23 protein-coding genes, 1 other RNA gene, 1 pseudogene and 1 riboswitch are annotated in these 23,355 nt (G+C 58.8%); of the genes and pseudogenes, 16 read left to right on the top strand and 9 right to left on the bottom strand.

The features are described from left to right. The first annotated feature begins 134 nt into the window (after positions 1–134). Positions 135–2,000, top strand: a complete 1,866-nt coding sequence (locus tag HMPREF3167_RS05970) for a phosphoenolpyruvate carboxykinase (GTP) (RefSeq protein WP_083281100.1) — start codon at positions 135–137, stop codon at positions 1,998–2,000. Between the two features lie 112 nt (positions 2,001–2,112). On the opposite strand, the gene HMPREF3167_RS05975 is transcribed toward HMPREF3167_RS05970, so the two are convergent. From HMPREF3167_RS05975 to HMPREF3167_RS05985, 4 genes are all read right to left on the bottom strand, one after another. Then, complete coding sequence (locus HMPREF3167_RS05975) at positions 2,113–2,685, bottom strand: NADPH-dependent FMN reductase (protein ID WP_019174205.1); 573 nt, start codon at positions 2,683–2,685, stop codon at positions 2,113–2,115. Positions 2,686–2,855: 170 nt separating this feature from the next. After that, positions 2,856–3,350, bottom strand: a complete 495-nt coding sequence (locus tag HMPREF3167_RS09640; RefSeq protein ID WP_145989895.1) for a hypothetical protein — start codon at positions 3,348–3,350, stop codon at positions 2,856–2,858. Between the two features lie 135 nt (positions 3,351–3,485). Then, positions 3,486–3,603: riboswitch (SAM riboswitch) on the bottom strand. An 84-nt stretch (positions 3,604–3,687) separates the two neighbouring features. Further along, positions 3,688–3,951 carry a DNA polymerase II gene (locus HMPREF3167_RS05980; RefSeq protein WP_068539459.1) on the bottom strand — a complete coding sequence of 88 codons (264 nt, stop codon included), beginning with the start codon at positions 3,949–3,951 and terminating at the stop codon, positions 3,688–3,690. A 191-nt stretch (positions 3,952–4,142) separates the two neighbouring features. Then, positions 4,143–4,736, bottom strand: a complete 594-nt coding sequence (locus HMPREF3167_RS05985; protein WP_246371059.1) for a peptidase dimerization domain-containing protein — start codon at positions 4,734–4,736, stop codon at positions 4,143–4,145. Between the two features lie 40 nt (positions 4,737–4,776). On the opposite strand from HMPREF3167_RS05985, the pseudogene HMPREF3167_RS05990 reads away from it, so the two are divergent. From HMPREF3167_RS05990 to HMPREF3167_RS06015, 6 genes and pseudogenes are all read left to right on the top strand, one after another. Next, positions 4,777–6,351: pseudogene (locus tag HMPREF3167_RS05990) on the top strand (phage/plasmid primase, P4 family); the annotation flags it as partial. A gap of 136 nt (positions 6,352–6,487) precedes the next feature. After that, complete coding sequence (locus HMPREF3167_RS05995; RefSeq protein WP_070446056.1) at positions 6,488–6,766, top strand: VRR-NUC domain-containing protein; 279 nt, start codon at positions 6,488–6,490, stop codon at positions 6,764–6,766. Further along, the gene (locus HMPREF3167_RS06000; protein WP_070446059.1) at positions 6,747–8,108 is read left to right on the top strand and encodes a DEAD/DEAH box helicase; all 1,362 of its coding nucleotides are present in this window, start codon (positions 6,747–6,749) and stop codon (positions 8,106–8,108) included. Before HMPREF3167_RS05995 ends, HMPREF3167_RS06000 begins: the two co-directional genes overlap by 20 nt. Then, positions 8,105–8,569 carry a hypothetical protein gene (locus HMPREF3167_RS06005; RefSeq protein WP_005295537.1) on the top strand — a complete coding sequence of 155 codons (465 nt, stop codon included), beginning with the start codon at positions 8,105–8,107 and terminating at the stop codon, positions 8,567–8,569. Before HMPREF3167_RS06000 ends, HMPREF3167_RS06005 begins: the two co-directional genes overlap by 4 nt. Before the next feature lie 156 nt (positions 8,570–8,725). Continuing rightward, positions 8,726–9,103: an HNH endonuclease gene (locus HMPREF3167_RS06010; RefSeq protein ID WP_014320314.1), complete on the top strand. Its 378-nt coding sequence runs from the start codon at positions 8,726–8,728 to the stop codon at positions 9,101–9,103. Positions 9,104–9,349: 246 nt separating this feature from the next. Continuing rightward, positions 9,350–9,907, top strand: a complete 558-nt coding sequence (locus tag HMPREF3167_RS06015; RefSeq protein ID WP_042406079.1) for a P27 family phage terminase small subunit — start codon at positions 9,350–9,352, stop codon at positions 9,905–9,907. Here the strand turns inward: HMPREF3167_RS06015 and HMPREF3167_RS06020 are convergent, their stop codons facing one another. Further along, the gene (locus HMPREF3167_RS06020; protein WP_070446063.1) at positions 9,908–11,137 is read right to left on the bottom strand and encodes an MFS transporter; all 1,230 of its coding nucleotides are present in this window, start codon (positions 11,135–11,137) and stop codon (positions 9,908–9,910) included. Positions 11,138–11,229: 92 nt separating this feature from the next. Between HMPREF3167_RS06020 and HMPREF3167_RS10070 the strand changes: the two genes are divergently transcribed. From HMPREF3167_RS10070 to HMPREF3167_RS06055, 7 genes are all read left to right on the top strand, one after another. Further along, positions 11,230–11,907, top strand: coding sequence for a TetR/AcrR family transcriptional regulator (locus HMPREF3167_RS10070; protein WP_065422052.1), 678 nt, complete (start codon positions 11,230–11,232; stop codon positions 11,905–11,907). Between the two features lie 100 nt (positions 11,908–12,007). Continuing rightward, on the top strand, positions 12,008–13,189 hold the full coding sequence (gene metK / locus HMPREF3167_RS06030; RefSeq protein ID WP_070446066.1) for a methionine adenosyltransferase: 1,182 nt from the start codon (positions 12,008–12,010) through the stop codon (positions 13,187–13,189). Next, complete coding sequence (locus tag HMPREF3167_RS06035) at positions 13,161–14,411, top strand: site-specific DNA-methyltransferase (protein WP_070446069.1); 1,251 nt, start codon at positions 13,161–13,163, stop codon at positions 14,409–14,411. Before metK ends, HMPREF3167_RS06035 begins: the two co-directional genes overlap by 29 nt. Positions 14,412–14,557: 146 nt before the next feature. Next, positions 14,558–14,743 (top strand): hypothetical protein, encoded by a 186-nt coding sequence (locus tag HMPREF3167_RS06040; protein ID WP_034375438.1) that lies wholly within the window; start codon positions 14,558–14,560, stop codon positions 14,741–14,743. Then, the gene (locus HMPREF3167_RS06045; RefSeq protein WP_014320309.1) at positions 14,740–15,390 is read left to right on the top strand and encodes a hypothetical protein; all 651 of its coding nucleotides are present in this window, start codon (positions 14,740–14,742) and stop codon (positions 15,388–15,390) included. Before HMPREF3167_RS06040 ends, HMPREF3167_RS06045 begins: the two co-directional genes overlap by 4 nt. A 213-nt stretch (positions 15,391–15,603) precedes the next feature. Further along, the gene (locus HMPREF3167_RS06050; protein ID WP_070446072.1) at positions 15,604–15,891 is read left to right on the top strand and encodes an Nmad4 family putative nucleotide modification protein; all 288 of its coding nucleotides are present in this window, start codon (positions 15,604–15,606) and stop codon (positions 15,889–15,891) included. 33 nt (positions 15,892–15,924) lie between these two features. Next, complete coding sequence (locus HMPREF3167_RS06055) at positions 15,925–16,095, top strand: hypothetical protein (protein ID WP_246825743.1); 171 nt, start codon at positions 15,925–15,927, stop codon at positions 16,093–16,095. A gap of 9 nt (positions 16,096–16,104) precedes the next feature. On the opposite strand, the gene ffs is transcribed toward HMPREF3167_RS06055, so the two are convergent. From ffs to HMPREF3167_RS06075, 4 genes are all read right to left on the bottom strand, one after another. Continuing rightward, an RNA gene (gene ffs / locus HMPREF3167_RS06060) (signal recognition particle sRNA small type) lies at positions 16,105–16,200 on the bottom strand. 89 nt (positions 16,201–16,289) lie between these two features. Continuing rightward, on the bottom strand, positions 16,290–17,081 hold the full coding sequence (locus HMPREF3167_RS06065) for an ABC transporter ATP-binding protein (RefSeq protein WP_062614264.1): 792 nt from the start codon (positions 17,079–17,081) through the stop codon (positions 16,290–16,292). 4 nt (positions 17,082–17,085) lie between these two features. Continuing rightward, positions 17,086–18,075 carry an ABC transporter substrate-binding protein gene (locus HMPREF3167_RS06070; RefSeq protein WP_062614266.1) on the bottom strand — a complete coding sequence of 330 codons (990 nt, stop codon included), beginning with the start codon at positions 18,073–18,075 and terminating at the stop codon, positions 17,086–17,088. Positions 18,076–18,097: 22 nt separating this feature from the next. Beyond that, positions 18,098–19,120 carry a FecCD family ABC transporter permease gene (locus HMPREF3167_RS06075; protein ID WP_068539440.1) on the bottom strand — a complete coding sequence of 341 codons (1,023 nt, stop codon included), beginning with the start codon at positions 19,118–19,120 and terminating at the stop codon, positions 18,098–18,100. Between the two features lie 320 nt (positions 19,121–19,440). On the opposite strand from HMPREF3167_RS06075, the gene HMPREF3167_RS06080 reads away from it, so the two are divergent. Then, complete coding sequence (locus HMPREF3167_RS06080; RefSeq protein ID WP_068539438.1) at positions 19,441–21,177, top strand: ABC transporter ATP-binding protein/permease; 1,737 nt, start codon at positions 19,441–19,443, stop codon at positions 21,175–21,177. A 6-nt stretch (positions 21,178–21,183) separates the two neighbouring features. After that, complete coding sequence (locus HMPREF3167_RS06085; RefSeq protein WP_062614289.1) at positions 21,184–22,911, top strand: ABC transporter ATP-binding protein; 1,728 nt, start codon at positions 21,184–21,186, stop codon at positions 22,909–22,911. Positions 22,912–23,355: the final 444 nt, after the last annotated feature.

Raw genomic sequence — 23,355 nt, forward strand, 5'->3', positions numbered from 1 at the left:
CCGAGTGGGCCTAATTCTTAGGCCACTCCAAACCCAAGACTCAAAGGGGATACTTATGGTGCTGTCAGACTCGACGTACTACGGTAGAGATCACAAGTGAGACCCGGAAACTAAAGAATGAATGAGGGCGCCTGGTGACCGCATCAAAGCAATTTCAAGTTCCTCCAGAGATTCACGTGGAAAGCGTTCGCGCTTTTGTGAGCGAGTGGGCAGAGATCACCAATCCTGAAAAGATCGAGCTCGTCTCAGCAGCGGATGACGCCAGGCTGCTCGAAGAGGCCATCGCCGCCGGCGAAATGCTGCGCGCAGGCAAAGGTCGCTACTACTCACGGTCACACCCGAAAGACACCGCCCGCACCGAAGAGCGCACCTTTGTCGCCACGGCTGACGAGGCGGATCGCGGGCGCTACAACAACTGGCGCCACTCAAGCGAGGTCAAACCGCTGCTGACGAGCCGCATGCGCGGCGCTTCGGCGGGTAAAACCATGTACGTGGTGCCGTACCTGATGGCCCCTCCCGGCACCCCGCTTGCGAACTTCGCGCTCGGAGTTGAGCTCACCGACGACCGCAACGTGGTGCTGCAGATGATCCGCATGGCCCGCGTCGGAATTGAGCACTTCGACGGTGTCAGCGACCAGGACTTCTTCGTGCGCGGTGTGCACGTCACCGGTGACCTGACCGCGCTGCAGCAGGGCACCGACTCCGACGAGCGGATGTTTGTGACCGTCGCAGACGAGCGCACCATTTTGCACTTCGGCTCCGCGTACGGCGGCAACGCGCTGCTTGGTAAAATCGCCCACGGTCTGCGCCAGGCGTCCTACGACGGTTACGCCTCAGGGAAGTTCCTCGCGGAGCAGTTCCTGCTGCTTGGGATCCACGACCGTGAAACCGGCGTCACCACGCACGTGTGCGGCGGCTTCCCGAGCGCGTCAGGGAAAACCAACCTCGCGATGACGCTGCCGCCAAACGGACTCGGCGACCGCTACCGCGTTGATTTTTACGGCGACGACATCGCCTGGATGTGGGTTGACGACGAAGGGAAACTCCGTGCCATCAACCCCGAAAACGGTGCCTTCGGTGTCGCAAAAGACACCAACGAGGGTTCCAACCCCACCGCGATGGCGGCAATCGCTGAGGGATCGGGCACGATCTTCACCAACACCGCCTACAACGAAGTCACCGGCGAGGTGTGGTGGGAGGGTCTCACCCCCGAACCCCCGGCCGACCCGGCAGGGTGGCTCGACTGGACCGGCGCGAAAATCACCGACCGCACCGCCGAGCAGCAAAACGAACCGTGGGCGCACCCGAACAGCCGCTTCACGATTCCGCTGGAGCGCATCCCGAACCTCGCCGAAGACGTCTCCAAACCCGAGGGCGTGGTCGTTGACGCGATTATCTTCGGTGGCCGCACCCGCGATCGTGAACCGCTGATCCGCGCAATCGACAACCTTGTTGATGGCGTCTACGACGGGCTGACACTCGGCGCCGAGGCGACTTTCGCAGCGGACGGGCTTGACGGGCAGCTGCGTTACGACCCGATGTCGATGCGTCCGTTCTTCTCGTACTCCGAGGGTCGCTACGCCGAACACTGGCTTAAAGTGCTCGGGCAGCTGAAAGAGACGCCGATGTTTGCCCACGTCAACTGGTTCCAGCGCGAACCCGAAACCGGTCGTTACCTGTGGCCGGGCTTCCGCGAGAACCTGCGCGCGCTGAACTGGCTCACACAGTACCGCGACGGCAAAGTCAAGGGACGCAAAACCCCGATCGGCGTGCTCCCGCTTGTTGAAGAGCTCGACTTTACCGGTCTCGAAATCGACGCGGCGGATCTCGACAAACTGCTGCGGGTTGACGTTGAACGCTGGCTGCAGGAAACCGATCACCGCGCTGAGCACCTGCGCGAGCTGCCCGATATGCCGCGCGAAATCTGGGACGCACACGAGGCGCTTGTCGAGGCGTTGCGGGCCGAGGCGGCAACTGACGCAGGGGGCGCAGACAGCTAGCGCCTGCGCCACCGCGCGGCCGCGGCGACACAAAACTGCCACACAACAAACGAGGGGGAAACCGAAACGTGTTCGGTTTCCCCCTCGCCTTTGGGTTACGCGCCCGCGAAAACTAATCGCGGCTGGTTTTTTCGATCAGCTCAGCGAAGCGGTCAATGTATTTCTGCAGGAACTCAACGGTTGACTCGCGGGTGATCTTATCCCCGTCACCGAAAAGCTCAGGCGACTGCGACAGGAACACCTCGGGCTGGCCAAGCGTTGGCATGTCGAAGTAGGAAAGCGCAAGGCGCAGGTTCTTCTGCGACGAGTACCCGCCCATGCGTCCAACAGAGTGGCTCACAATTCCCGCCGGGAGTCCCTTCCACGCAACGTCGGCGTTGGGTTTCGACCCAATATCCACCGCGTTTTTCAGGCACGCCGGGATGGTGCGGTTGTTCTCCGGGGTCACAAACAGCACCCCGTCAGAGGCCTTAATCGTCTCGCGGAACTCCGTGTACTCCGCCGGCACCGGCTTGTCGGTGACCTCTGGGTCGTCGTAGTCGAAATCGTACAGCGGCAGGTCGCGGATCTCCACGATCTTCGCCTCGTACCCCTCAGGGAACATCGGAATCAGGTTGTGCGCAATCTTACGGGCAAAGGAGCCACGACGCAGGCTCCCAACAATCACACTCACGCGCTTCGTCATACGTTTCACTCTCTTTTCTCTATTTCAACTGTGGATCATGCACCGCGATCCGCGCCCTCATACGCCACAGACTCGCGCGGCGCGAGCTGCCGGTCGCTGCCCCAAGCCGAGCAGAACCGGCACTCGCTCACGAGGTCAAGCCTATGTTAACAATTCCGCGATTGCGAACCTCATGAGTAACCGAAGCTCCGAGCACCAAGCGCGGCCTGGTGCTCCCGGAACTTGCGGGGATCCAAGCCACTGGCTTTCAACTCTTTCGCGCGCTCCGGGTAACCAAACACCGACGGCAGTTCGCCCTGCGCAAGTTTCGCCCGGCTCTCCACCCGGACCTGCGAGTTGGGGTGGACGAAGCCGTGCGGTTCGTACTCGAAAAGCGCCCAGCACCACGCAAACGCCTCGCCCTTCGTGAGCCCGGCCCAGCGCCCCTCGGTGATCAGCGAATCAGCGTCGGGCATCGCGTACGCCTGCTCAACCCGCGCGCTCCCCTCTTCACGGAGGGTCTCAGCGGTGATCCGCTCTCCTTCTTCGCCGGCGCGAACAGCGTCAGCTGCCGCGGCCTCGATCAGTGCGGCGAAGTCGTCAAGTGACAGCGTGGCGCCGTTGTCACCGCCAGCGAATGCAACCGGCGGGTGCTCGCGCAAGATCTTCAGCAGCGACGCTCTCACGCGGTTCCCGAAACGAGTGCCGGGTTTGACCCCAGAGTAACCAAGCCCGATCCGGCTCCACCAGTCTTGGTCGGTCTCAAATGAAAAATGATGTGCAGACACGGAGCTCACGCCCCTTTCTTGGGGCAAGCGCCCCATCGAATCTTGCTCCATGAGATTTCATGAAGCCCGTTCTTCCCCTGGGACACCCGGGAATCGATGGATTCGGGTTGTCGCGTAACCGGCCAGGTACCTACGGTTACGACTCTTGAACGTGGAAGTGATCGTAGCACACAAAACGATCCGCTGTCACGGGTCGCCTTGGTCGCCTTGGTCGCCTTGGTCGCCTTGATGAGGGCTACATCGCGTCGATGAGATTCCGAACGGCCTGCGAGATGCTCGTGCTGTGGGAGTGTGCGTAGTGTTCGAGTTTCGCGCGGCGCGCAGCATCGAGCCGCACAGTCACCGGGCGCACATCGGTTCCGACGCTGACGGGTCGACCGGGGCGTGACGGGCCGAGGTGGTCGCCGGTGTATCCCGCTTCGGATTCGTCCTCTGCCGCCCAGCGCTCAATTTGCTCATCGGTGAACTCAACCCCGTTTACATCGGTGTACGTGCTCATGACGCTACCTCCTTGCTCCAAGGCCTACCTCGATCAGAACTTTCTTTGTGGCAGGCATTGCGTGATAGATGAACCAACCATCCGGTTCGTCTTCCACTGCGACATATTCCAGAAGTCGGCCTGCGCCGTCGGCGCCCACACCATTTATTTATGTAAGACATAATTAATCTAAGGCGTAAACGGGCCTGTGTCTAGCGGTCGAGCCAGTGCCTTGTGGCGAGCACAAGCGCTGCAACACCGCGCTGCAGCGTCGGATCGATGACGGGTGCGTAGTGCGGTGAGTGGTTCGACGGCACATCGGTGTGGACCGTTCCCGCCGCCTCCGCCGCGGCGTACTCCGCGGCGTCGTGACCGCCGAGCATCCAGTACACAAGCGGCACCCCCGCGGCTGTGGCGAGCACTCCGACGTCTTCGCTTCCGGAGAGCGCGCCGGGTGCGAAAAACGCGTCCTCCCCGAAGGCGTCAACAAAGACCGCGTTCAGTTCCTCCGTGATCTCCGGGTCGTTATAGGTGACCGGGAAACGGTCACCGAACTCAATCTTCGGTGGCCTTGGAGCGTTTGACGCCGCGGCCTCGGCCTCGATGACGCGCTGGATTCCCGCAACCAGGCGCTCGCGCACGGTCTCGCTGAAGCTGCGGACGCTCAGCCCGAGCGAGGCGGACTCCGGGATGATGTTGTTTTTGCTCCCGGCCTCGATCCGCCCGACAGTCACAACCGCGGTGTCACGCGGGCTGATCTCCCGCGACACCACGGTTTGTAAACGCATCACCGTGGCCGCCGCCATCACCACCGGGTCGATCGTTGTCTCCGGTTCCGAGCCGTGACCGCCCCTGCCGGAGGCGGAGGTGGAGTCGATCTGGCGGTCGGCCACCCGGTTCGCCAAGACGGTCGAGAACCAGCCCGGGTATGTGCCATCAGAGGATTTTGAGGCGAGCCTGGATTCGGTACGCCCCGCCGATTACAGCGACGTCGGCCAAGCCCACGCCCTATCCAAGGCGTACCCGGACTCGCTGCGCTACTCGGAGGCCACCGACTGGCTCGTCTATTACGACGGTGTCTGGTACGAATCCGCTCCCGCTGCCCAAGCCGTCGCCCAGGAGCTCACCGAACGCCAACTGGCCGAGGCCCACGAGCTGCTCGAAGACGCCAAAGACCAGCTCGCCGCCACGGGGGCTGCCATGTTGTTGGCGTCGATGTCGAAGGCGAAAGCCCAGGCCATGTTCAACGCCGCCCAACAGGAGGCGTTCGCCGCGTTCGAGGACGCGAAAACCTATGCGGCCTACGCGCTCAAACGCCGAGAATCACGCGGGATCACCAACTGCCTGAAAGAAGCCCGCCCCATGCTGCTGACCACCCCTGAGCAGCTCGATGCCGACCCGTATCTGCTCAACGCCCCATCAGGCACCTACGATCTGCGCCACGGGACCATGTCGCGCCACGACCATGATCCGGCGGATCTGGTGACCAAGCAGACCAGCCTCGACCCGGGCGCCGACGGCGCGCACCTGTGGCAGGAAGCCCTCGAGGTGTTCTTCCAAGGCGATGCCGAGCTCATCGCCTACGTGCAGCGCATCGTCGGCCTTGCTGCGATCGGGCAAGTCTTCGTCGAAGCCCTCGTCATCGCTTACGGAGATGGTCGCAACGGCAAATCGACGTTCTGGAACACCATCGCCAGAGTCTTAGGCACGTATGCAGGCAACATGAGTGCTGATGTGCTCACGATCGGTGGGATGCGCAACGTCAAACCGGAGCTGGCTGAGGCCAAAGGCAAACGCCTCATCATCTCTGCCGAATCCGAAGAAGGCGTGCGCATGTCCACCTCCGTGGTCAAGCAGCTGGCCTCCACCGATCAGATCTACGCGGAGAAGAAGTACAAGGCACCGTTTGCCTTCACCCCCTCGCACACCTTGATTCTCTACACGAACCATCTGCCCAGGGTGGGTGCGATGGATGCGGGCATCTGGCGCAGGCTCATCGTCATCCCCTTCGAAGCGAAGATCGAAGGCACATCCGATATCAAGAACTACGCCGACTACCTCTACACGCAGGCAGGCGGGGCGATCCTGGCCTGGATTATGGAGGGCGCGCGCCTCATCCACGCCGAGGACTACCACCTCAAGGCTCCTGCCCGAGTTGTGGAGGCATCAGCGGCGTATCGGGAAGAGAACAACTGGTTCGCTCAGTTCCTTGACGCCAACTGCGACCTTGACCCTGGGCTGTCGGAACGGGCCGGGGATCTGTATCAGGCCTATCGGGCGTGGGCGATGTCGACCTCTGGGTGGGCGCGTCCCATGGTCGATTTCAACGCCACCGTCGAACATCACGGGGTCACACGTAAAAGGACGATGCACGGGATGTTCGTCCACGGTTTGGCCTTGAGGAACGAGTTCGACAACTAAGCCAGACGGGCCTTATGACGACCTATGACGACCCATATCTGAGTTTGCTATAGGGCAGAAAATATAGCCCTTAGGAAAAGTCCATATCGCATCGTCATAGGTCGTCATGGGCCTCTCACACGAGAGGACATGAACCATGAACGAGCACGCAATCGAACAACACTTGAAAAAAGCCGTTGAGGCGATTGGTGGCCTGTGCTGGAAATTCACCAGCCCAGGCACCGCAGGGGTTCCAGACCGCATCTGCATCCATCGCGGACGCGTCATCTTCGTCGAACTCAAAGCACCCGGACGCCTCCCACGCCCCATCCAACGCCGTCGCATCCAGCAGCTCAAGGATCACGGCGTTGATGCGGCCGTCGTTGACAACATTGACGCGATCCAGGAGGTGGCTGATGCGCTACGAGCCGCATGACTACCAACGACAGGCCACCGCCTTCGTTGAAGACCACCCGCAGGCCGCGATCCTGCTCGGGATGGGCCTGGGCAAGACGGTGATCACCTTGACGGCAATCTGGAATCTGCTGCTGGACTCCTTCCAGGCCCGCCGGGTCCTCATCGTGGCACCCCTGCGAGTCGCCCGCGATACCTGGCCTGCCGAGGCCACCAAATGGGACCACCTCGCCGGGCTCACCATTGCCGTGGCCGTGGGGTCGAAAGCCCAGCGGGTGGACGCGCTTGCCGCCGAGGCGATGGTGACCGTCATCAACCGCGAAAACGTGCCCTGGCTGGTGCGCCACCTCGGCAAAGCCTGGCCGTTCGACATGGTCGTCATCGACGAGCTGAGCTCGTTTAAGAACCACCGGGCGCAACGGTTCAAAGCACTCGCCGCCGTGCGGCCACGTCTCACCCGGATCGTGGGACTGACCGGCACGCCAGCAGCCAACGGGCTGATGGACCTGTGGGCGCAGTTCCGTCTCCTTGATGAGGGCCAGCGCCTCGGCAGGTTCATCACCCACTACCGCAACCGCTGGTTCGTACCCGATCGGCGAAACGGCCAGCAGATCTTCACCTACAAGCCCGCACCCGGTGCCGAGGACGAGATCTACGAGGCGATCAGCGACATCACCTTGTCGATGCGCACCACCGACTACCTGCGCCTGCCCGAGCTGACGGTCACCACGACGCTCGTCGACCTCGAACCGAAGGAGCGCAAAGCCTACGAGCGGTTGCGAGATGAGATGGTGCTCGACCTCGACGGGCAGGTCATCGACGCCGCGAACGCCGCAGCACTGTCAGGCAAGCTGCTACAGCTGGCCTCCGGCGCGATCTACGACGAAGAAGGCAACACCGTAGTGGTGCACGACCGCAAACTCGACGCGCTCGAAGACCTCGTGGAGGCCGCCAACGGTCAGCCGCTGCTCGTGGCCTACTGGTTCAAACACGACCGTGAGCGCATCACCGAACGCTTCCCTGGGGCCCGCGAGCTGAAAACCAGTACCGACATCAAAGCGTGGAACGCCCGCGAGATTCCGCTGGCGCTCATCCACCCGGCCTCAGCCGGACACGGGCTCAACCTCCAGCAAGGCGGCAACCTCCTGGTCTGGTTCTCCCTGACCTGGTCCTTGGAGCTCTACCAACAGACCAACGCAAGGCTCTACCGCCAGGGACAAGACCAGCCGGTGACGATCACCCACCTGGCCGCCAACCACACCCTCGATGAGGCGGTACTGGCCGCGCTGGACAACAAAGACACGACACAGGCTGCGTTGATCAATGCGGTCGCCGACACTCTGGGAAAGCAGGCACACTCATGAACGACCACCCCATCTGGGACTACTTCGACTACCGCAAAGCCGCCATCGGCGTCCTCCAGGACTACGCAACCCAAGCTGTCATTCTCCAGCAAGGCGACGGGTACGCCAACGAGCTCAAAGCCTCACTGACCTCAATCGGCTCACCCCGATTCGACGGCCTGCCACGGGGCAACAACCCGCACGCCGGTGAAGCGAGAGTCTGCTCGATCCTCGACAACCTCGACGCGCTCAAAGCCCGCAACCAAAAAGCGCAGGCCTACATGGATTGGTTCAACCCGGCCTGGGAAAGCCTCAGCGACGATGACCGGCTGGTCCTCGAGGTCTTCTTCCTCGACGACCTCTCCGCCGAGGACGCCGCCGTCAAAGTCGCCGAACACTTCTACGTCGAACGCAAGACTGCCTTCGCCAAAAAGCAGCGCGCCCTTGCCCGCTTCGCGCGTCTCTTGTTCGGCAGAGACTAAAGCACTGGCGCGCATGAGTGTCGCAAAGAGGGGATGACTTTCAGGGTGTGCCTGTCGCATGCTGTAAGTGGTTGAAAAGTAGGTCCCGACCCCCAGACGAATCATCACGGTTCGTCTGGGGGTCGTTGCCATGAACGACAAGGGGCGGTGAGACGGATGCCTTTCAAACCCAAGCGCCCGTGCTCCCAGCCCGGCTGCCCCGAGCTGACCGAGACGCGGTTCTGCCCCGAGCACGCCCGCGCCGAGGACACCCGCTACCGGACCTACCAGCGCGACCCGAAGATCAACCGACGCTACGACCACCGGTGGCGAAAGATCCGCGCGGCCTACGTCGAAGCCCACCCGTTGTGCGAGGACTGCCTGGCCCGTGGCCGGTACACGCCCGTGGCTGAGGTCCACCACGTGATCCCGCTCGACCACGGCGGCACCCACGACGAGTCGAACCTGCGCAGTCTGTGCAAGCCGTGCCACTCGCGCCAGTCCGCGCTCGATGGCGACCGGTGGCGGCAAGCCCCTCGGGTCTACAGCTACTAAAAAGGGCTGTGTGCCCGCCTGTCGCGGCCTCCCTGCCGACCCTCACCTGTGCCAACCTCGACCCCGTTCGCCCGGCACGAGGCGACGTGGCGCGCTTGCCGAGGGGGTGGGGGCGAGCGGATCTCCACAGCTGGGCCGCTCCTCAGCGGGCGGGGCCAACCGTACACAAAAAGACCGAATCAAACAGGGTATTAACCCCCAAGCCCTCCATCACCGGGCTAACCGCCTGGAAGGAGGCGAGATTTCATGGCGAAAGACGGAACACTGCGCGGCGGACGCAGAGCAGGCTCAGGTGCGAAGCCCACACCTGCGTTTGAGAAGATCACCGAAGGCAAAGACGCACGCGTCCTCCACATCGCGTCGCTCGACCCACCAGATCTGGAAGCGGGCGGGGATCTTGAAGGTAGCGTAATGCCAGAACCTTCGGCTTATTTGGCGGCTGTGCAGCGTGATGGTAACCCTTTGGGTGCTGACGTAATCTACCGCGATACCTGGAACTGGCTCAAGGAGCGCGGCTGCGAAAAACTCGTAGCTCCACGGTTGATTGAGGCTTATGCGCAGAATTTTGCTCGGTTCATTCAATGCGAAGAAGCAATCTCCGATTTTGGCCTGTTGGGTAAGCATCCGACCACGGGGGCGGCTATCGCGTCCCCATTCGTGGCCATGTCTCAGTCGTTTAGCAAGCAGGCGAATACGCTCTGGTACGAGATTTTCGATGTGGTCAAAGCCAACTCGCTGGTGGACTACTCGGGGCCGACTCCTGCGGATAACGTGATGGAACGGCTACTTCAGGCACGCTCATAGTTATTGGCGTAGTGCGGGTGCGGTGTGGGCGTAGATGACGACCACTGCAATCAAGGCGATACAGACGGCGAAGGGTGCCAGCGGGTTCCACCCGTAAAGGGCGGTCGAAGCCAGCGGGGCAATCGCGTACGCCAACCCATTATTAGCGTTAATGATGCCAGCCACTGCGCCTTGCTCATCTGCACTCATCTTCAAGGTTGGGCCAGTGTTGTACCCGGGCATCGCCAGTCCCATACCTACCCCCAGCACGATACACCCGACAACCAGTAAAGCGTGCGAGGAGGTAGGCCAAATGAGCACAGTTGCAACTAGTGTAATGGTCAGACCAGTACGTAAAAGCTTCGCTGCTCCCCACCCTGTCTTTGGAGCAATCACCGCTTGGGCAATGATCATGGTCACGCCCATGATGGTCAGGTAAATCGCGGAAATACCTGCGGTCGCAGTTGCCGACAGGGCGAAGCGGTCTTGGACAGTGAATCCAAAAATCGTAGCAACAGAAGAAAACACAAGAAACATCACCAGACCAGTTGCTAGCCAGGGAGCTACACGCGGATCAGTGAAGCGAATCCGTTGAGGCTTTGCAAAAAGTTGCCCTTGGCTTTGAGGTGCGAAACTCACCAAGAGAACAACCAGACCAATCACCATCACAACGGGCATGACCACCAAGGGTAAGAGCAGGCCACCAGCAGCGGCTAACACACCTCCAGTAACACCTCCAACAATGGAGGCCATCCCTTGAGCCGCTCCAATCATGCCCAGTGCTTTTACCCGCCCGTTCTCGCTGGCAGCATGCGTGACCAGGTGGGCTTGCGCGGTCGGGGCGATCGCTGAAATCCCTCCGCCATAGAGCAAACCACGAGTGATCACAACACCAAAAACCAGTCCGACACCGCCAACTACCTGGTTCATCCCCAGGTAGGAGACAATACCGAAGGCGCTCAAAGCGATGATCGCGATCACAAGCCCGGCAGCGAGTACACGTTTAGCGCCGACACGTTGGGAAGCTCGCCCCCAATAAGCACTCAAGCTCGCTAGTACAATCGCTGCCAAAGAGATAGTGGCGCCAATATGCCATTCCCGCAATCCGATCTGTCGTGACAGTGGCGCGATGATCGGATTGAGAATCATTTGCCCCATAAAGGCGAGAAAAACGATTCCCACTACCAGGTTCGCTTGCGCTCCTGGATCAATAGAACTCTGTGTCGGCTTATTACTACGAGGGTCAGGCATCACTACACTCCATTACTAGAACACTGTTTCACTTAGGGATATTGTAGAATGGTGTTCTAGTAAGGGTCAAGGAATAAGTTAAGGGTCACCTTATGAACACTGTGCTAACGGGGCGAAGGGCTGGGCTATCACGCGAGCTGATTGTCAAACAAGCTGTACAGTTAAGCGCGATCAGTGGCGTTGAGGGATGGTCAGTACGGGACATTGCCCGTGAACTGGGCGTGGTTCCCTCAGTGATTTATCATTATTTTCCAAACAAGGAAGCCATTTGTGATGCTGTTGTAGACCGGGTATGTGTCGGGATTGAAGTTCCCGACCCGGACCTTGAATGGAAAGCCTGGTTTCGAGCTATGGCTCACAATCTACGCCCCGCATTGTTAGCATATCCAGGGATTACCGACAGGTTCGCGCGGGGCAAGTTCACTGAACAGTTTTTGCCGATGATCGATGGAGCCTGGGCCAAACTACAAGAAGCTGGGTTTGGTGACAATTCGCCTGTGGCCTACACAATTATCGCGAACTCGATCATCCACACGATCGGAGCGAGAAACCTGCGCGCATCCAATCAAATCCAACCTCGCCACAACCTGCACGAAATGCTTGTCAGGCTTGAGCCTATGATGGCTCAATCTGTTGGACTGACCAGTATTGTCAACTCTTACCTGGAGCCTCTCTCACACCTTGATGAAGAAGAAGCGATGTCCGAGGAATACTACGACCTCGTCATCGATGTGATCCTAGACGGCATCGAACATACCCTGCTGCCTTAACTCTGACCCACTTCTCAATCATCGTCTTAGTGAGCGCCCGCACAGCTGGCGCTCACTTTTTTATTCCCACCCCATATCAATTTATGAAAGCGAGTTGTATATGTCGTTGAAAACCGCTGAAAGCGTGCGCGCCGGGCACCCGGACAAGCTGTGCGACTACATCGCCGACTGCATTTTGGATCGTGCCCTCTACGAAGACCCTGCCGCCAGAGTGGCTGTCGAAGTGATGGCAATCAAAGCACGCATCTATGTCGCTGGCGAGATCACCTGCAAGGCAAAGCTTGAGATTCCGATGCTGGTACGCGCAGCGCTTGAGCATGTGGGTTATGATCCGCGCCGGTTCCGCATCCGCGCCAAAATTCACTGCCAATCGAGCGATATTGCTGGCGGGGTCGATAAATCTTTAGAAGCACGCCACGGTGATACGAGTTCTCACGTAATGGTTGGTGCTGGCGATCAAGGCACCGTCTACGGCTACGCCACAGCCGAGAGCGAAGAACGACTCCCGTTGCCACTGGTTTATGCTCACCGGATCTGCAAGCGTCTCGATCAAGCATTCACAGACGGCAAGATTCCAGAGCTCGGCCCGGACGGGAAAGCCCAGGTCACTGTTGAGTATGACGGCGAAACCCCTAAACGTATCGCCACGATTGTGGTCTCGGTCCAGCACAAGCCAGGCATTAACGTGGAGGATTTCAACCAGCGTCTGATTTCGCTGGTTATCTCGGCGGCGTGTCGCGAGATCGAAATCGACGAACACACCGAAATCCTGATCAACCCTTCAGGGCGTTTCGTCGAGGGTGGCCCTGCCGCAGACACTGGGCTGACTGGCCGAAAGCTCATGGTCGATACCTACGGCGGGCTTGCACCCCATGGTGGCGGGGCGTTCTCGGGTAAGGACCCCTCCAAGGTCGACCGGACGGGTGCGTACATGGCGCGCCTGATCGCGAAAACCGTGGTGGATGCGCGCCTGGCCGAAGAATGCCACGTCGCTATCTCCTATGTGATCGGTAAGGCCGACCCGGTCGCGTTCCACATCGACACCTTCGGCACAGGTCAGCACTCGGACTGGCTGCTCACCGACGCCGCCCAGGCGATCTTCCCGCTGCGACCGGCCGCGATGATCGAACGCCTCGGCCTTAGAGCCCCCATCTACGCGAAGCTTGCCACCTGCGGGCACATGGGCCATGGCCTGAGCGAGTGGGAATGGACACTGCCATATGCCGACAAGCTCAGAGAAGAGGTGACCCGCCGTGCTCATCAAGCAGCTACCCATCAGTGAGCTCAAGCCCGCCGACTACAACCCGCGTAAGGACCTAAAACCGGGAGATCCAGAATACGACAAGCTCAAGCGCTCGCTGGCGGAGTTCGGGTATGTCGAGCCGGTGATCTACAACCACACCACCGGCCACGTCGTCGGCGGCCACCAGCGCCTGAAAGTGCTCGCTGATCTTGGCCACACTGATGTTGACTGCGTGGTCGTCGAACTGGACGAGACCCGTGAGAAGGCCCTGAACGTCGCATTGAACAAGATCAGCGGCGACTGGGATGACTCCAAGCTGGCCCTGCTCATCGCCGACCTGGACGCGGCCGACTTTGATGCCGAGCTCACCGGCTTCGACGATGACGAAATCCAGGCGATGATTGGTTCCCTCGACGATGACGAGGTGACCGATGACGGCTTCGATCTCACCGCCGCTCTCGAGGCCGCATCGTTCGTCAGGCGCGGGGACATCTGGACCATCGGCAGGCACCGGCTGGTCTGCGGGGATGCCACCAACGCAGACGATGTAGCGGTGCTCATGGATGGCAAGAGCGCGAACCTGGTGCTCACCGACCCGCCCTACAATGTCGCCTTCGAGTCGTCCGACGGGCTCACGATCAAGAATGATGCGATGAAGGCCGACTCGTTCTACGAGTTCCTGCTCACCGCGTTTACCAACATGGCGGGCGTTCTCGACAAGGGTGGGTCGGCGTATGTGTTCCACGCCGACACCGAAGGGCTGAACTTCCGCAAAGCGTTCATCGACGCCGGGTTCAAACTCTCCGGCTGCTGCATCTGGGTCAAAGACTCCCTCGTGCTGGGACGCTCGCCGTACCAGTGGCAGCACGAACCAGTGCTCTACGGGTGGAAGCAGGGAGCCAAGCACAAGTGGTTCGCTGACCGGAAACAGACTACGATCTGGAACTTCGCCAAGCCGCGTAAGAACTCCGACCACCCGACCTCCAAGCCGCTGGACCTGCTGGCCTATCCGATCCGCAACTCCACTCAGGCCAACGCGATCATCCTCGACACCTTCGCTGGCAGCGGTTCGACCCTGATGGCCGCCGAGCAGACCGACCGCATCGCGTATTGCATGGAGTTGGACGAGAAGTACGCCTCGGTGATCCTGCGCCGCTACGCCGAGGCGACCGGGGACGCGGCCGGGATCACCTGCCAGCGAGGCAACACCCAGTACACGTATCTGGATCTGGTCAAACAGGTCGACCGCGACCGCGAATAAAACCCCGGAAATGCAGGCAAAACAGGGGCGTGAGAATGAGCCGTTGATGAGGGCAAAAACGACTGGATAAGCGGAAAAACGTATGGCTGTATGTACATGACCGAAAGCACCCCCAGCCCCGGGGAATCGAGCGAAAAGGACTGGTCATGAGTGAATTACACATCGAAATCAGCGAGCTCATCGCAGCCGGAGTCAACGTCTACGACCCCGAGGAAACCCTGCGGGTTGCCAGAGCTCGCGGCTACCAGCTGGTGGTGCGCGTGATCGAATACGACCCGACGCGTTTCCTCAGCATGGTGGCCGCCTGGTTCGAGAAGGAGGTCGTGGCATGAGCATCCTCGCCTTCACCCCGCACAAAACGGGCAGGAAAAAGCTCGCCCAGCTTCTCGCCGATCACCTTGGCACCGAGGCCACCTATCTGGGCACGCCCTCGTTTGCCTACCAGATCGCAGACGCCACGCTGGATCGGGACTGGACCCTCTACCTGCCAGATGGTATCGAGGCGCAGGCCGTGCTCGAGTCCGCACACAAGGCGGGCTTTGAAACCGCCGACCCGGGCGAGGTGGCGTTGACGGTCACGATGCCCACCACCGGGTGGAGTGAGCGCACTCGCGCCAACCTCGAAGCGCTCCTAGCGGCCAAAGGGCCACTGATCGCCAAGGCCCTGGGCATCCCGGCCACACCCGTGCAGTTCAACGATGACGAGACCGTCTCGTTCCCGTGGTGTGAGTCGATTACGCCGGAGACGGCACGCGAGGCGGTGATCCCGCTTGTGGCAAAGCTCTGCCAGCGCGCCCAGGAGGCAACCCGGATCCGATCCACGCCGCCTGCACCGGGCAATGACAAGTACACGATGCGCTGCTTCCTGCTCTCCCTGGGCTTCATCGGCCCCGAACACAAGCAGGCACGCCGCATCTTGCTGGCAGGCCTGGAAGGCGACGCCGCCTGGCGCACCCCGGCAAGCAGGAAGGAGAACTGACGCATCAATCGCAACGCCTGACCTGCTGGCACCCGGAAACCCTGCCACGAGCGGGGTTTCCCCTCGTCACAAGCCTTGATTCTCCACGGTCTCCGAGTGCTGTAGATCCCAAAAAATAGTGCCTGATCTGGGCAAATACGACTGGATAAGCGCCCGCACCTATGGCTGTATGTACATGACAAAAGAACAGCCCCTCAGGAAAGGACAACAGCCATGAACACCACCGAGAAGCTCACCACCGAAGCCCTGCAGATGCGCGTCGACTCCTACGGGGCGATCCTCTCACACGGCGACTACACGCTGGCCACCTTCGCGACCTGGACCAAGAAAGACGGCTACGGCAACAGCGCCCAGGTCTACCGCCTCACCGAAGCCCCGATCGACGGCTTCGGCCCGAACGCACGCGGCCGCAGCGAATGCGCCCTGGAGCTCATCGCCGAGGCCGACCACCTTTTCGCAGACGCCGGGCACGCCATCGCCTGGGCCCTGACCCAGATCTAACCCACATCCCACCAAGGCCAAGGAGGACCCGCGATGGACGCCACCCGGAACCTGATCACCAACCACCTGGAGATCCCCGCCGACGCCGCCCCGCACGGCGAGATCCAGACTGCCGCCGAGATCCCCTTCATCGTCCTCGACGAGTTCGCCGAGGAGGTCGGGGCCGAGAAGATCCCCGTCCACACGCTCAGCCGCATCGGCTGACACTACACCAAAGCCGATCCCTCACGTACCCGGCAGAGCTACCGTATCCTTGCTGCCTTCCGGCCCTGGGGAGGTTCGGGTGATACCGTCACGCGAGGGATCACGCCCAGTTTACTAAACCGCGCGGCGATTACAAAAGGTGGAGGCTTGCCGGCTGTTCGGTGAGGAGAAAGTGAGTGCCTGCCTGCAGGTTATCAACGGTTGAGGTGCAGCGGTTCCTGCAATGGCTTGAAGCTGAATTGTTTAGTGCCCGCATCGTTTACTTCGGTGGCGCTGACGCCGTAGACTTCGCGGATAAGTTGCGGCGTTAGGATTTCCGTCGGGTTTCCCTTGGTATGCAGGTGTCCGTTTTTGAGGATGATGGCGTTGTCGCAGTAGCGTGCAACGAGGTTGAGGTCGTGCAGGATAATAACGGCGGTGTCGCTGACTTTCCTGATGACACTGAGAATTTGGTGTTGGTATTTGACGTCCAGATGATTAGTGGGCTCATCAAGAAGGATGCATTTGCATTGTTGAGCGAGTGAGCGGGCGATGAGGACGCGCTGGCGTTCTCCTCCAGAAAGAGTGTGAACGTATCGGTCTTGGGCATAGCTCATTCCGACAGCTTCGAGGGCTTCGCGCGCAATTTTATGGTCGGTGGCGTTGTAGCCTTGGATGTCTTTGCGGTGGGGTGCTCGTCCAAGTAGCACGATGTCAATGACGCGGGTTTGGTCCATGTCTTGTTCGAATTGCGAAACGACCGCGATGCGTCTGGCAACTTGGCCTGGACTGAGTGTGCTCAGTGGATCACCGTTGATGGTGATTCTCCCCTCGGATAGTTTTTGCGCAGCGAATAGGGATCTCATGAGGGTGGTTTTTCCAGAGCCATTAGGCCCGGCGATTCCGAGGATTTGTCCTCGAGGTACCTCAAAAGAGACGTTGGTGAGGACTTGGTTGTCCCCAAACCGGACGCTAGCGTTTTCTATCTTGAGGGGAGAATCGCTCATCGGTTTATTTCCCTAGTTCCTTCAACTGCTTGGCTAGCTCAAGGGTGCCGTGTATTGCCGTGGGCGAGGCGTAGGCAGCAGCTGATTCGGCGTAGATGATGTTGCCGTTCTTCACGGCTTTCATGTCGTTGTAGCCGGGAATTTTCGCGAGGCGTTCTAGGGAGCTTTCTTTTGTAGCCCCGCCCATGCCGGTGAGCACGATGATGACGTCGGGGTCTGATTTGACGAAAGCTTCAGGAGCAATGGGGCCTTGGTGTGGGTGGTAGTTCGGGTCAATTGCGGTTTCTAGGTTGAGGGTTTTGTTGATTTCTCCCACCACGCCCTGGTTGCCGTAGCTGAACAGCTCAGGATCTTCCCCGTAGTAGTAGGCGTAGGAAACTTTGCGTCCTTTACCGATTTTTTCGCTTCTGACTTGCTCAAGTTGGGCTTTGAGATCAGCAACCGTGGCGTCGGCTTTGTCTGACGTGCCCATGAGCTTGCCGAGCTGGGTCACTTCTGCCAAGATCGCGTCGAAGGACTCGTTTTCTGGTTGATCCGGGTAGAAGTAGGAGCATTCTGGTGCGTCAACGATGGCAGGGATGCCTTTCGCTGCGACTGCCTCAGGGCTTGAGTTTTCAGAGCTGAACCCGCCACCGTAGGCCAGGTCGGGCTCTAGTTTCAGCAGCGCTTCCATTGAGATGGACTCGTTGGAAAGCACGTCGATACTGTCTGCTTTTGAGCCAATCCACGCTGGTGGTTCTTCGCCCCATTCGTTGGCGCGGCCGATGATGGAGTCCTGCGCGCCAGCGGCGAACAGGTAGGCCAAGCCGGTTACACCCATCGAAACGGTTTTCTTCGGGTGAGTGTTGAAGGTTGTTTCTACTCCGCAGTTGTTGATGGTAATAGCGTCGTTTTCAGCGTTGGTGTTGGGATTATCAGTTTCTGAGCAGGCGGTTAGCGCGCCAGCGGCGAGCATAACGCCGAGAGTGCCGGCGATGATTTGTTTCTTCATCATCACGGGTTTTCCTTTCTGTTTTCTATTTGGAATATCTTTTGATTAGGGCCATTAGCATCGGAGTTCCTACAAGCGCGGTAAGGATGCCAATAGGTATTTCGGCGGGTCGGATTATGATGCGAGTGCAGGTGTCGGCTATGACAACTAGGAGTGCGCCGCACAAGGCGGCGATGGGTAGTGCGGCCCGCGTTGTGGAGCCAACCAGTTGTTTGGTGATGTGGGGAACCACAAGGCCAACGAAGCCGATTGCTCCGGTGAGGGACACGAGGACGGCAACGGTTAAGGCTACGACGAGGAACAGTAGGTTGCGGTAGAGGCGGGGGCTTGTCCCTAGTGAGATTGCTGTGTCGTCACCAAGGTTGAGTATGTCTACCCTCCTGCCCCATATTGCGAAGCAGGCGAGGGCGACAATGACCACCGCGGTGGCAAGTGCGGTGTCACCCCAAGTGGCATTGGATAGAGAGCCGAGCGTCCAGAACATGACTGATTTGGTTCCGGCAGCGTTTTTTGCCATGAGTGTGATCAGGCTGGTCAGCGCTGAAAACAGGTAGGTGGTTGCCATGCCAGCAAAAATGATGCGCGTGGGAGTGATTTTCCCACCGGCCGAGGCCAGAAGGGTGACGAGAATGATGGCTGCTAGTGCCCCAAGAAAAGCGCCGATGGTGACGCCCAGTGCGGATAGCACACTGCTGGAGGTGCCCAGAACAATTACGGCGGCCGCGCCGGCAGATGCACCCGACGAAATGCCGAGGATGTAGGGATCGCCCAGCGGGTTGCGTAAGAGTGACTGGGTGATGAGGCCGCATATGCCAAGTCCGGCACCAACTATTGCTCCAAGAACAGCGCGGGGGAATCGGACCTGCCCGATGATTTGGGTGTCAACGTCATTGGTGGGCGTGTGTAATAGGGTGGTTTTGATCCCTTCGAGCGCTGCGTATAGGGAGATGTCAGTGGCTCCTACGATTACCGCAACAACAAGGGCGCACACCAGCAGGATGGATAACGCGGCGGCTAGGACAAGGCGTTGATAGCGCTTAGTTAACATGGTGCGCTCATGCCTTTCATACTCGCACTACCTGTCGCAACATAACCCCCATGGATTTGCGTGGTCAGAGCAGTTCCGCCACTGACGTGGAGCAGATTTCCCTCAGATAAGCGGATCTGTTCTAGAAGCTGGGCATTGCCCGCGCATACCTCATTGCGCTGCAAAATCTGCGGGTTCACAAGCCCTCCTGGCTGGTGTGATAAAGCTGTGCGCTCTTGTCATGCTGAGAGAAACATGCCAAACTGCACTTAGGTAAGCTTAACCTAAGGTTAGTTTTGTGGCTAGTCCTGCTTTCTTCAGACACGCGAAGGTGGATAACCATGTTCATGAAGCAGCGTTTAGTGATGCGCGCAGCCGGGCTATCCGTGAGGATGTTGACTCCCGCCGTTTTAGTGGGCGTCCTCGTCTCTGGCTTGTTCATCGCCACTGCGGTATGTAACGCGATCCTGTTTAATGAACTACTCACTACCCGCCACATGCCTACAGTGATGGGCCTGATCGTAACTATCGTCATCCTGCTTTTGGTTCGCCCACTAGTGCAGGTGGGCGGGCAACTGTTACAAAACCGTGCCGGACTGGTGGTGAAAAGCCGGTTGCGCCGTGCCCTCCTTGAACAAATCGACGCTCGCGGTCCCATGCGGGCGGGGTTTGGCCGTTCTGGGCAAATCCAGTCGGTTGTGACTGATGGGGTCGAGGCAGTGGAGCCCTACTTCGTTAAATACTTCACCCAGCTGGCGGTCACTGTTATTACCGCTACAGGGTTGACGATAGCTATCGGAGCAATCAGCCCATTGATTGCGGGAGCGCTATTGATCTGCGGCGTCGCTATTATCGCTATCCCACGGCTATGGGACAAAGCCCTTTCCGATCGGGGGCAGTCCCACTGGATCGCGTATGAGGATCTCAACGCGGACTTTGTTGACGCCATGATGGGAATGGCAACGCTGAAATCGTTTGGGGCCGCCCAAAATCACGGTGAAAAACTAGCTAAGCAATCACGCCAATTGTTGTCAACAACAATGGGCCAGCTTCGCCTTTCGCTGGGGGAAACTGGCCTGTCCAGCATGATGAAGGTGCTTGGTCCTGCTCTTGGCCTGGTTATTGCTATCAGCTTGATACGGGCCGGCGATATGCCGATGAACCACTTGTTCATCATCACTTTGTTATCGATTGAGCTGTTTCGCCCATTCACTGCATTGTCAACGTGTTGGCATGAGGCATTCTTCGGGATTTCTGCTCTGCCAGCAATGAGTGAACTATTCGATCAAGAGGGTGTCCAAACCAAACCCTCCGCAACGGTTGAACGTCACCATGATGGCACCGGGGTGTCCTTCATTGATACCAGCTACACGTATTTGAGTGCGACGAAGCCCGCGCTTTCAAACGTTACGTTCGACGCGCTGCCAGGGAAGACAACTGCTCTGGTTGGTCTGTCCGGGTCAGGTAAATCCACAGCATTAGGGCTACTGATGGGTTTTGACCATCCCAATAGTGGAACGATCACGGTTGGCGGCGTGCCAGCAGACCAACTGAACATTGCGCAGGTAGCTACCCTGGTTCCGCAAGATCCCATTATTTTCCCTGGAACTATCAGATCCATATTGGCTGAAGCTAACCCGAAAGCGGATGACGAGGCAATGATGAACGCCTTAACTTTGGCCTGCGCTAACGATTTGCACCAGGATGTCAGCGGTCAAGCAGGAAATGATAGTGTGCTTGACTTGGTGATTGAGGAGCATGCCCACAATCTTTCTGGCGGGCAGAAACAGCGGTTAGCGATTGCGCGTGCTCTGATTCGCCAGTGTCCACTGCTGATCCTCGATGAATCTACGTCAGCGTTAGATACCCAGACGGAAACCGCTGTGCTTTCCAATATTCGCCGCGCTTATCCGGATCTCACGCTTATTCTGGTCACCCACCGCACGGATGCCGCTGCGCAAACGGATCACGTTGTGGTGATGGGAGATGGCCGCGTGCTCTGCGCTGGTGCACCCCAGATTCTGGCTGGTGAAGACAACGCGTGGTCACAGCTTATCGACGCACAGTTAGGAGCCTGATCCGCCATGTTTTCTGCGTTTAGCGACTTCATTGCGCTGATGAAACGGCTACGCGAATGTGTTCCTCTTTTCGTTTCCTCCACGATCGTTACCGCTTTGGCGCAAATCAGTGTTGTGGGTGTGTCGGTTACGTCCGTGTGGGTTTCAACCCGGTTCATTCTTGACCCGGCTCATGACCTCACGCCGCTGGTGACTTTGCTGTTCACTTTGGTGGTGGTTCATGCGGCCAGTACCCTGTTTGAAGTGTGGTGGTCGCACGAAGTTGCCTATCGAATTTTGCACACTTTGCGAGTGCACATCTATGGGGCTATCGAACGAATCGCACCACTCGGGCTCCACGGGAAACGCACTGGCGATGTGGCGTCAGCGGCCATGAATGATGCGGAACAGCTTGAGTGGTTTTATGCGCACACTGCGTCTACCGCAATCTGCGCGGTGTTCTCGCCAGTAGTGTTCACTGGTGTTCTTGTTAGCTTTGTGGGGCCGCTGGGGCTGATCATGCTAGTTCCCACTATCGCTATGATCGTATTCCCCTTCATTCTCATGCCCATTCAGCGTATGCAGGGCACACAGATGCGTAGTCAGCTAGCCGGGTTGCGGGTTGCGGTGTTGGACTCCATTCAGGGGCAACGCGAGTTGCGTTCCCTCGGAATGGTTGAGAAACAAAATCAGCTTATTCTTGACTTGACACGTCAAGTGCAGGCCACAAAAAATGCGCAAACCATGCGGCAAGCGTGGGAGTCAGCGTTCGCGATGATCGTTACCACGATCGGATCTACCATTTTGTTAATTATCCTCACTGGACGTGTGCTTGACGGCAGTTTGGATGCGGCGATACTTCCCGTTGCTGTGGTTTTGGCGGGGCTTGTACCCACGCCGGCCACCACGTTGGTGGGAATGCTTGGGCGCGTTGGAGAGATCGGTGCCTGTGCACACCGGATCAATACGATTCTTCACGTGAAAGACCCGATTCCTGCTGTACCTGAACCGCACCACACCGCCTATGACGGGGAGGAGAACTGTCTTGTTGTTGATAACGCGGTGTTTGCCTACCAGCCGGAGCTTCCGGTTATCAACAAAGTCAGCCTTACTGCTACTCCGCAACGTTCTGTGGCGATAGTTGGTAAGTCTGGGGCGGGTAAAACTACTTTGGCTAATCTCGCTATGCGCTATTTGGATCCGCGGTCGGGGCAGCTGCGTTTCGATGGGAAGAATTTGCGTGGCTATGAGCCGAACCGCTACCGAGACAGACTGGCCCTGGTGCCTCAGGACTGTCATATTTTTGCTGGAACTGTGCGCGATAATCTTATTTTGGCGAACCCTAATGCTTCTGATGAGGATATTTGGCGGGCTCTTGCCGATGCGGACATTAGCGAGTTGGTGACTTCGCTTGGCGGGCTTGACGCGAGGGTGGGTGATAGAGGAACCACGCTTTCTGGAGGGGAGCGCCAGCGCGTTGGGATTGCGCGTGCATTCTTGCGCAACCCGGATATGCTCATCCTTGACGAGCCGTTAGCTAATATCGATCCGTTCCTTGAAACGTCTATTGCTAAGAACATTCGCCGCGCGCGGGCTGATCGCACGACGGTTGTTATTGCTCACCGGCTTGCTTCTATCCGGATTGCTGACCACATTATTGTTCTTGAGGATGGGCGCATTGTTGCTGACGGGGCCCACGAGCAGCTCAAAAACAACCCCACTTACGCTTCTCTTCTTGGGAGCCAAATAAACTAGTTGGTTGACAGCTTGTTTCCACCCGTTGGCTTTTGCACCTTGAATTCGACACACCGGGAAACCTTATATTGGTTCCGCATCCGGCAATGCTCGTGGGTTGTGGCAACGCTGGGTCTCATACGCTGGCTCACGTAACCTCGCGGGTGGGTATCGTAAGCTGGAGCTACGCAAAGCCCAAGAAGGGGAGCTATACCTCGTCGATAATTTCCGGTACTCGATCGTCGAGTTTTCGACACGAAACTAAATTGGAAGACGTTATCAAACGCGAACCGTATTGGAAGTGCGTGCTTTTAGCTCGGTAGCAGGGTCTTAATGACGACTAGGATGAGGCAGTCATGGGCGAGTTAGACAAACGAAATGAACTGTCTGCAGCTCAGGTGAAAGCGATGTTGCTGGGGGCTGCTACTGGTGATGTGAAGTGTCCCAGGTTTTGTTCCGTTTGAG

Source organism: Trueperella sp. HMSC08B05 (assembly GCF_001808405.1).
Taxonomy (GTDB): domain Bacteria; phylum Actinomycetota; class Actinomycetes; order Actinomycetales; family Actinomycetaceae; genus Trueperella; species Trueperella bernardiae.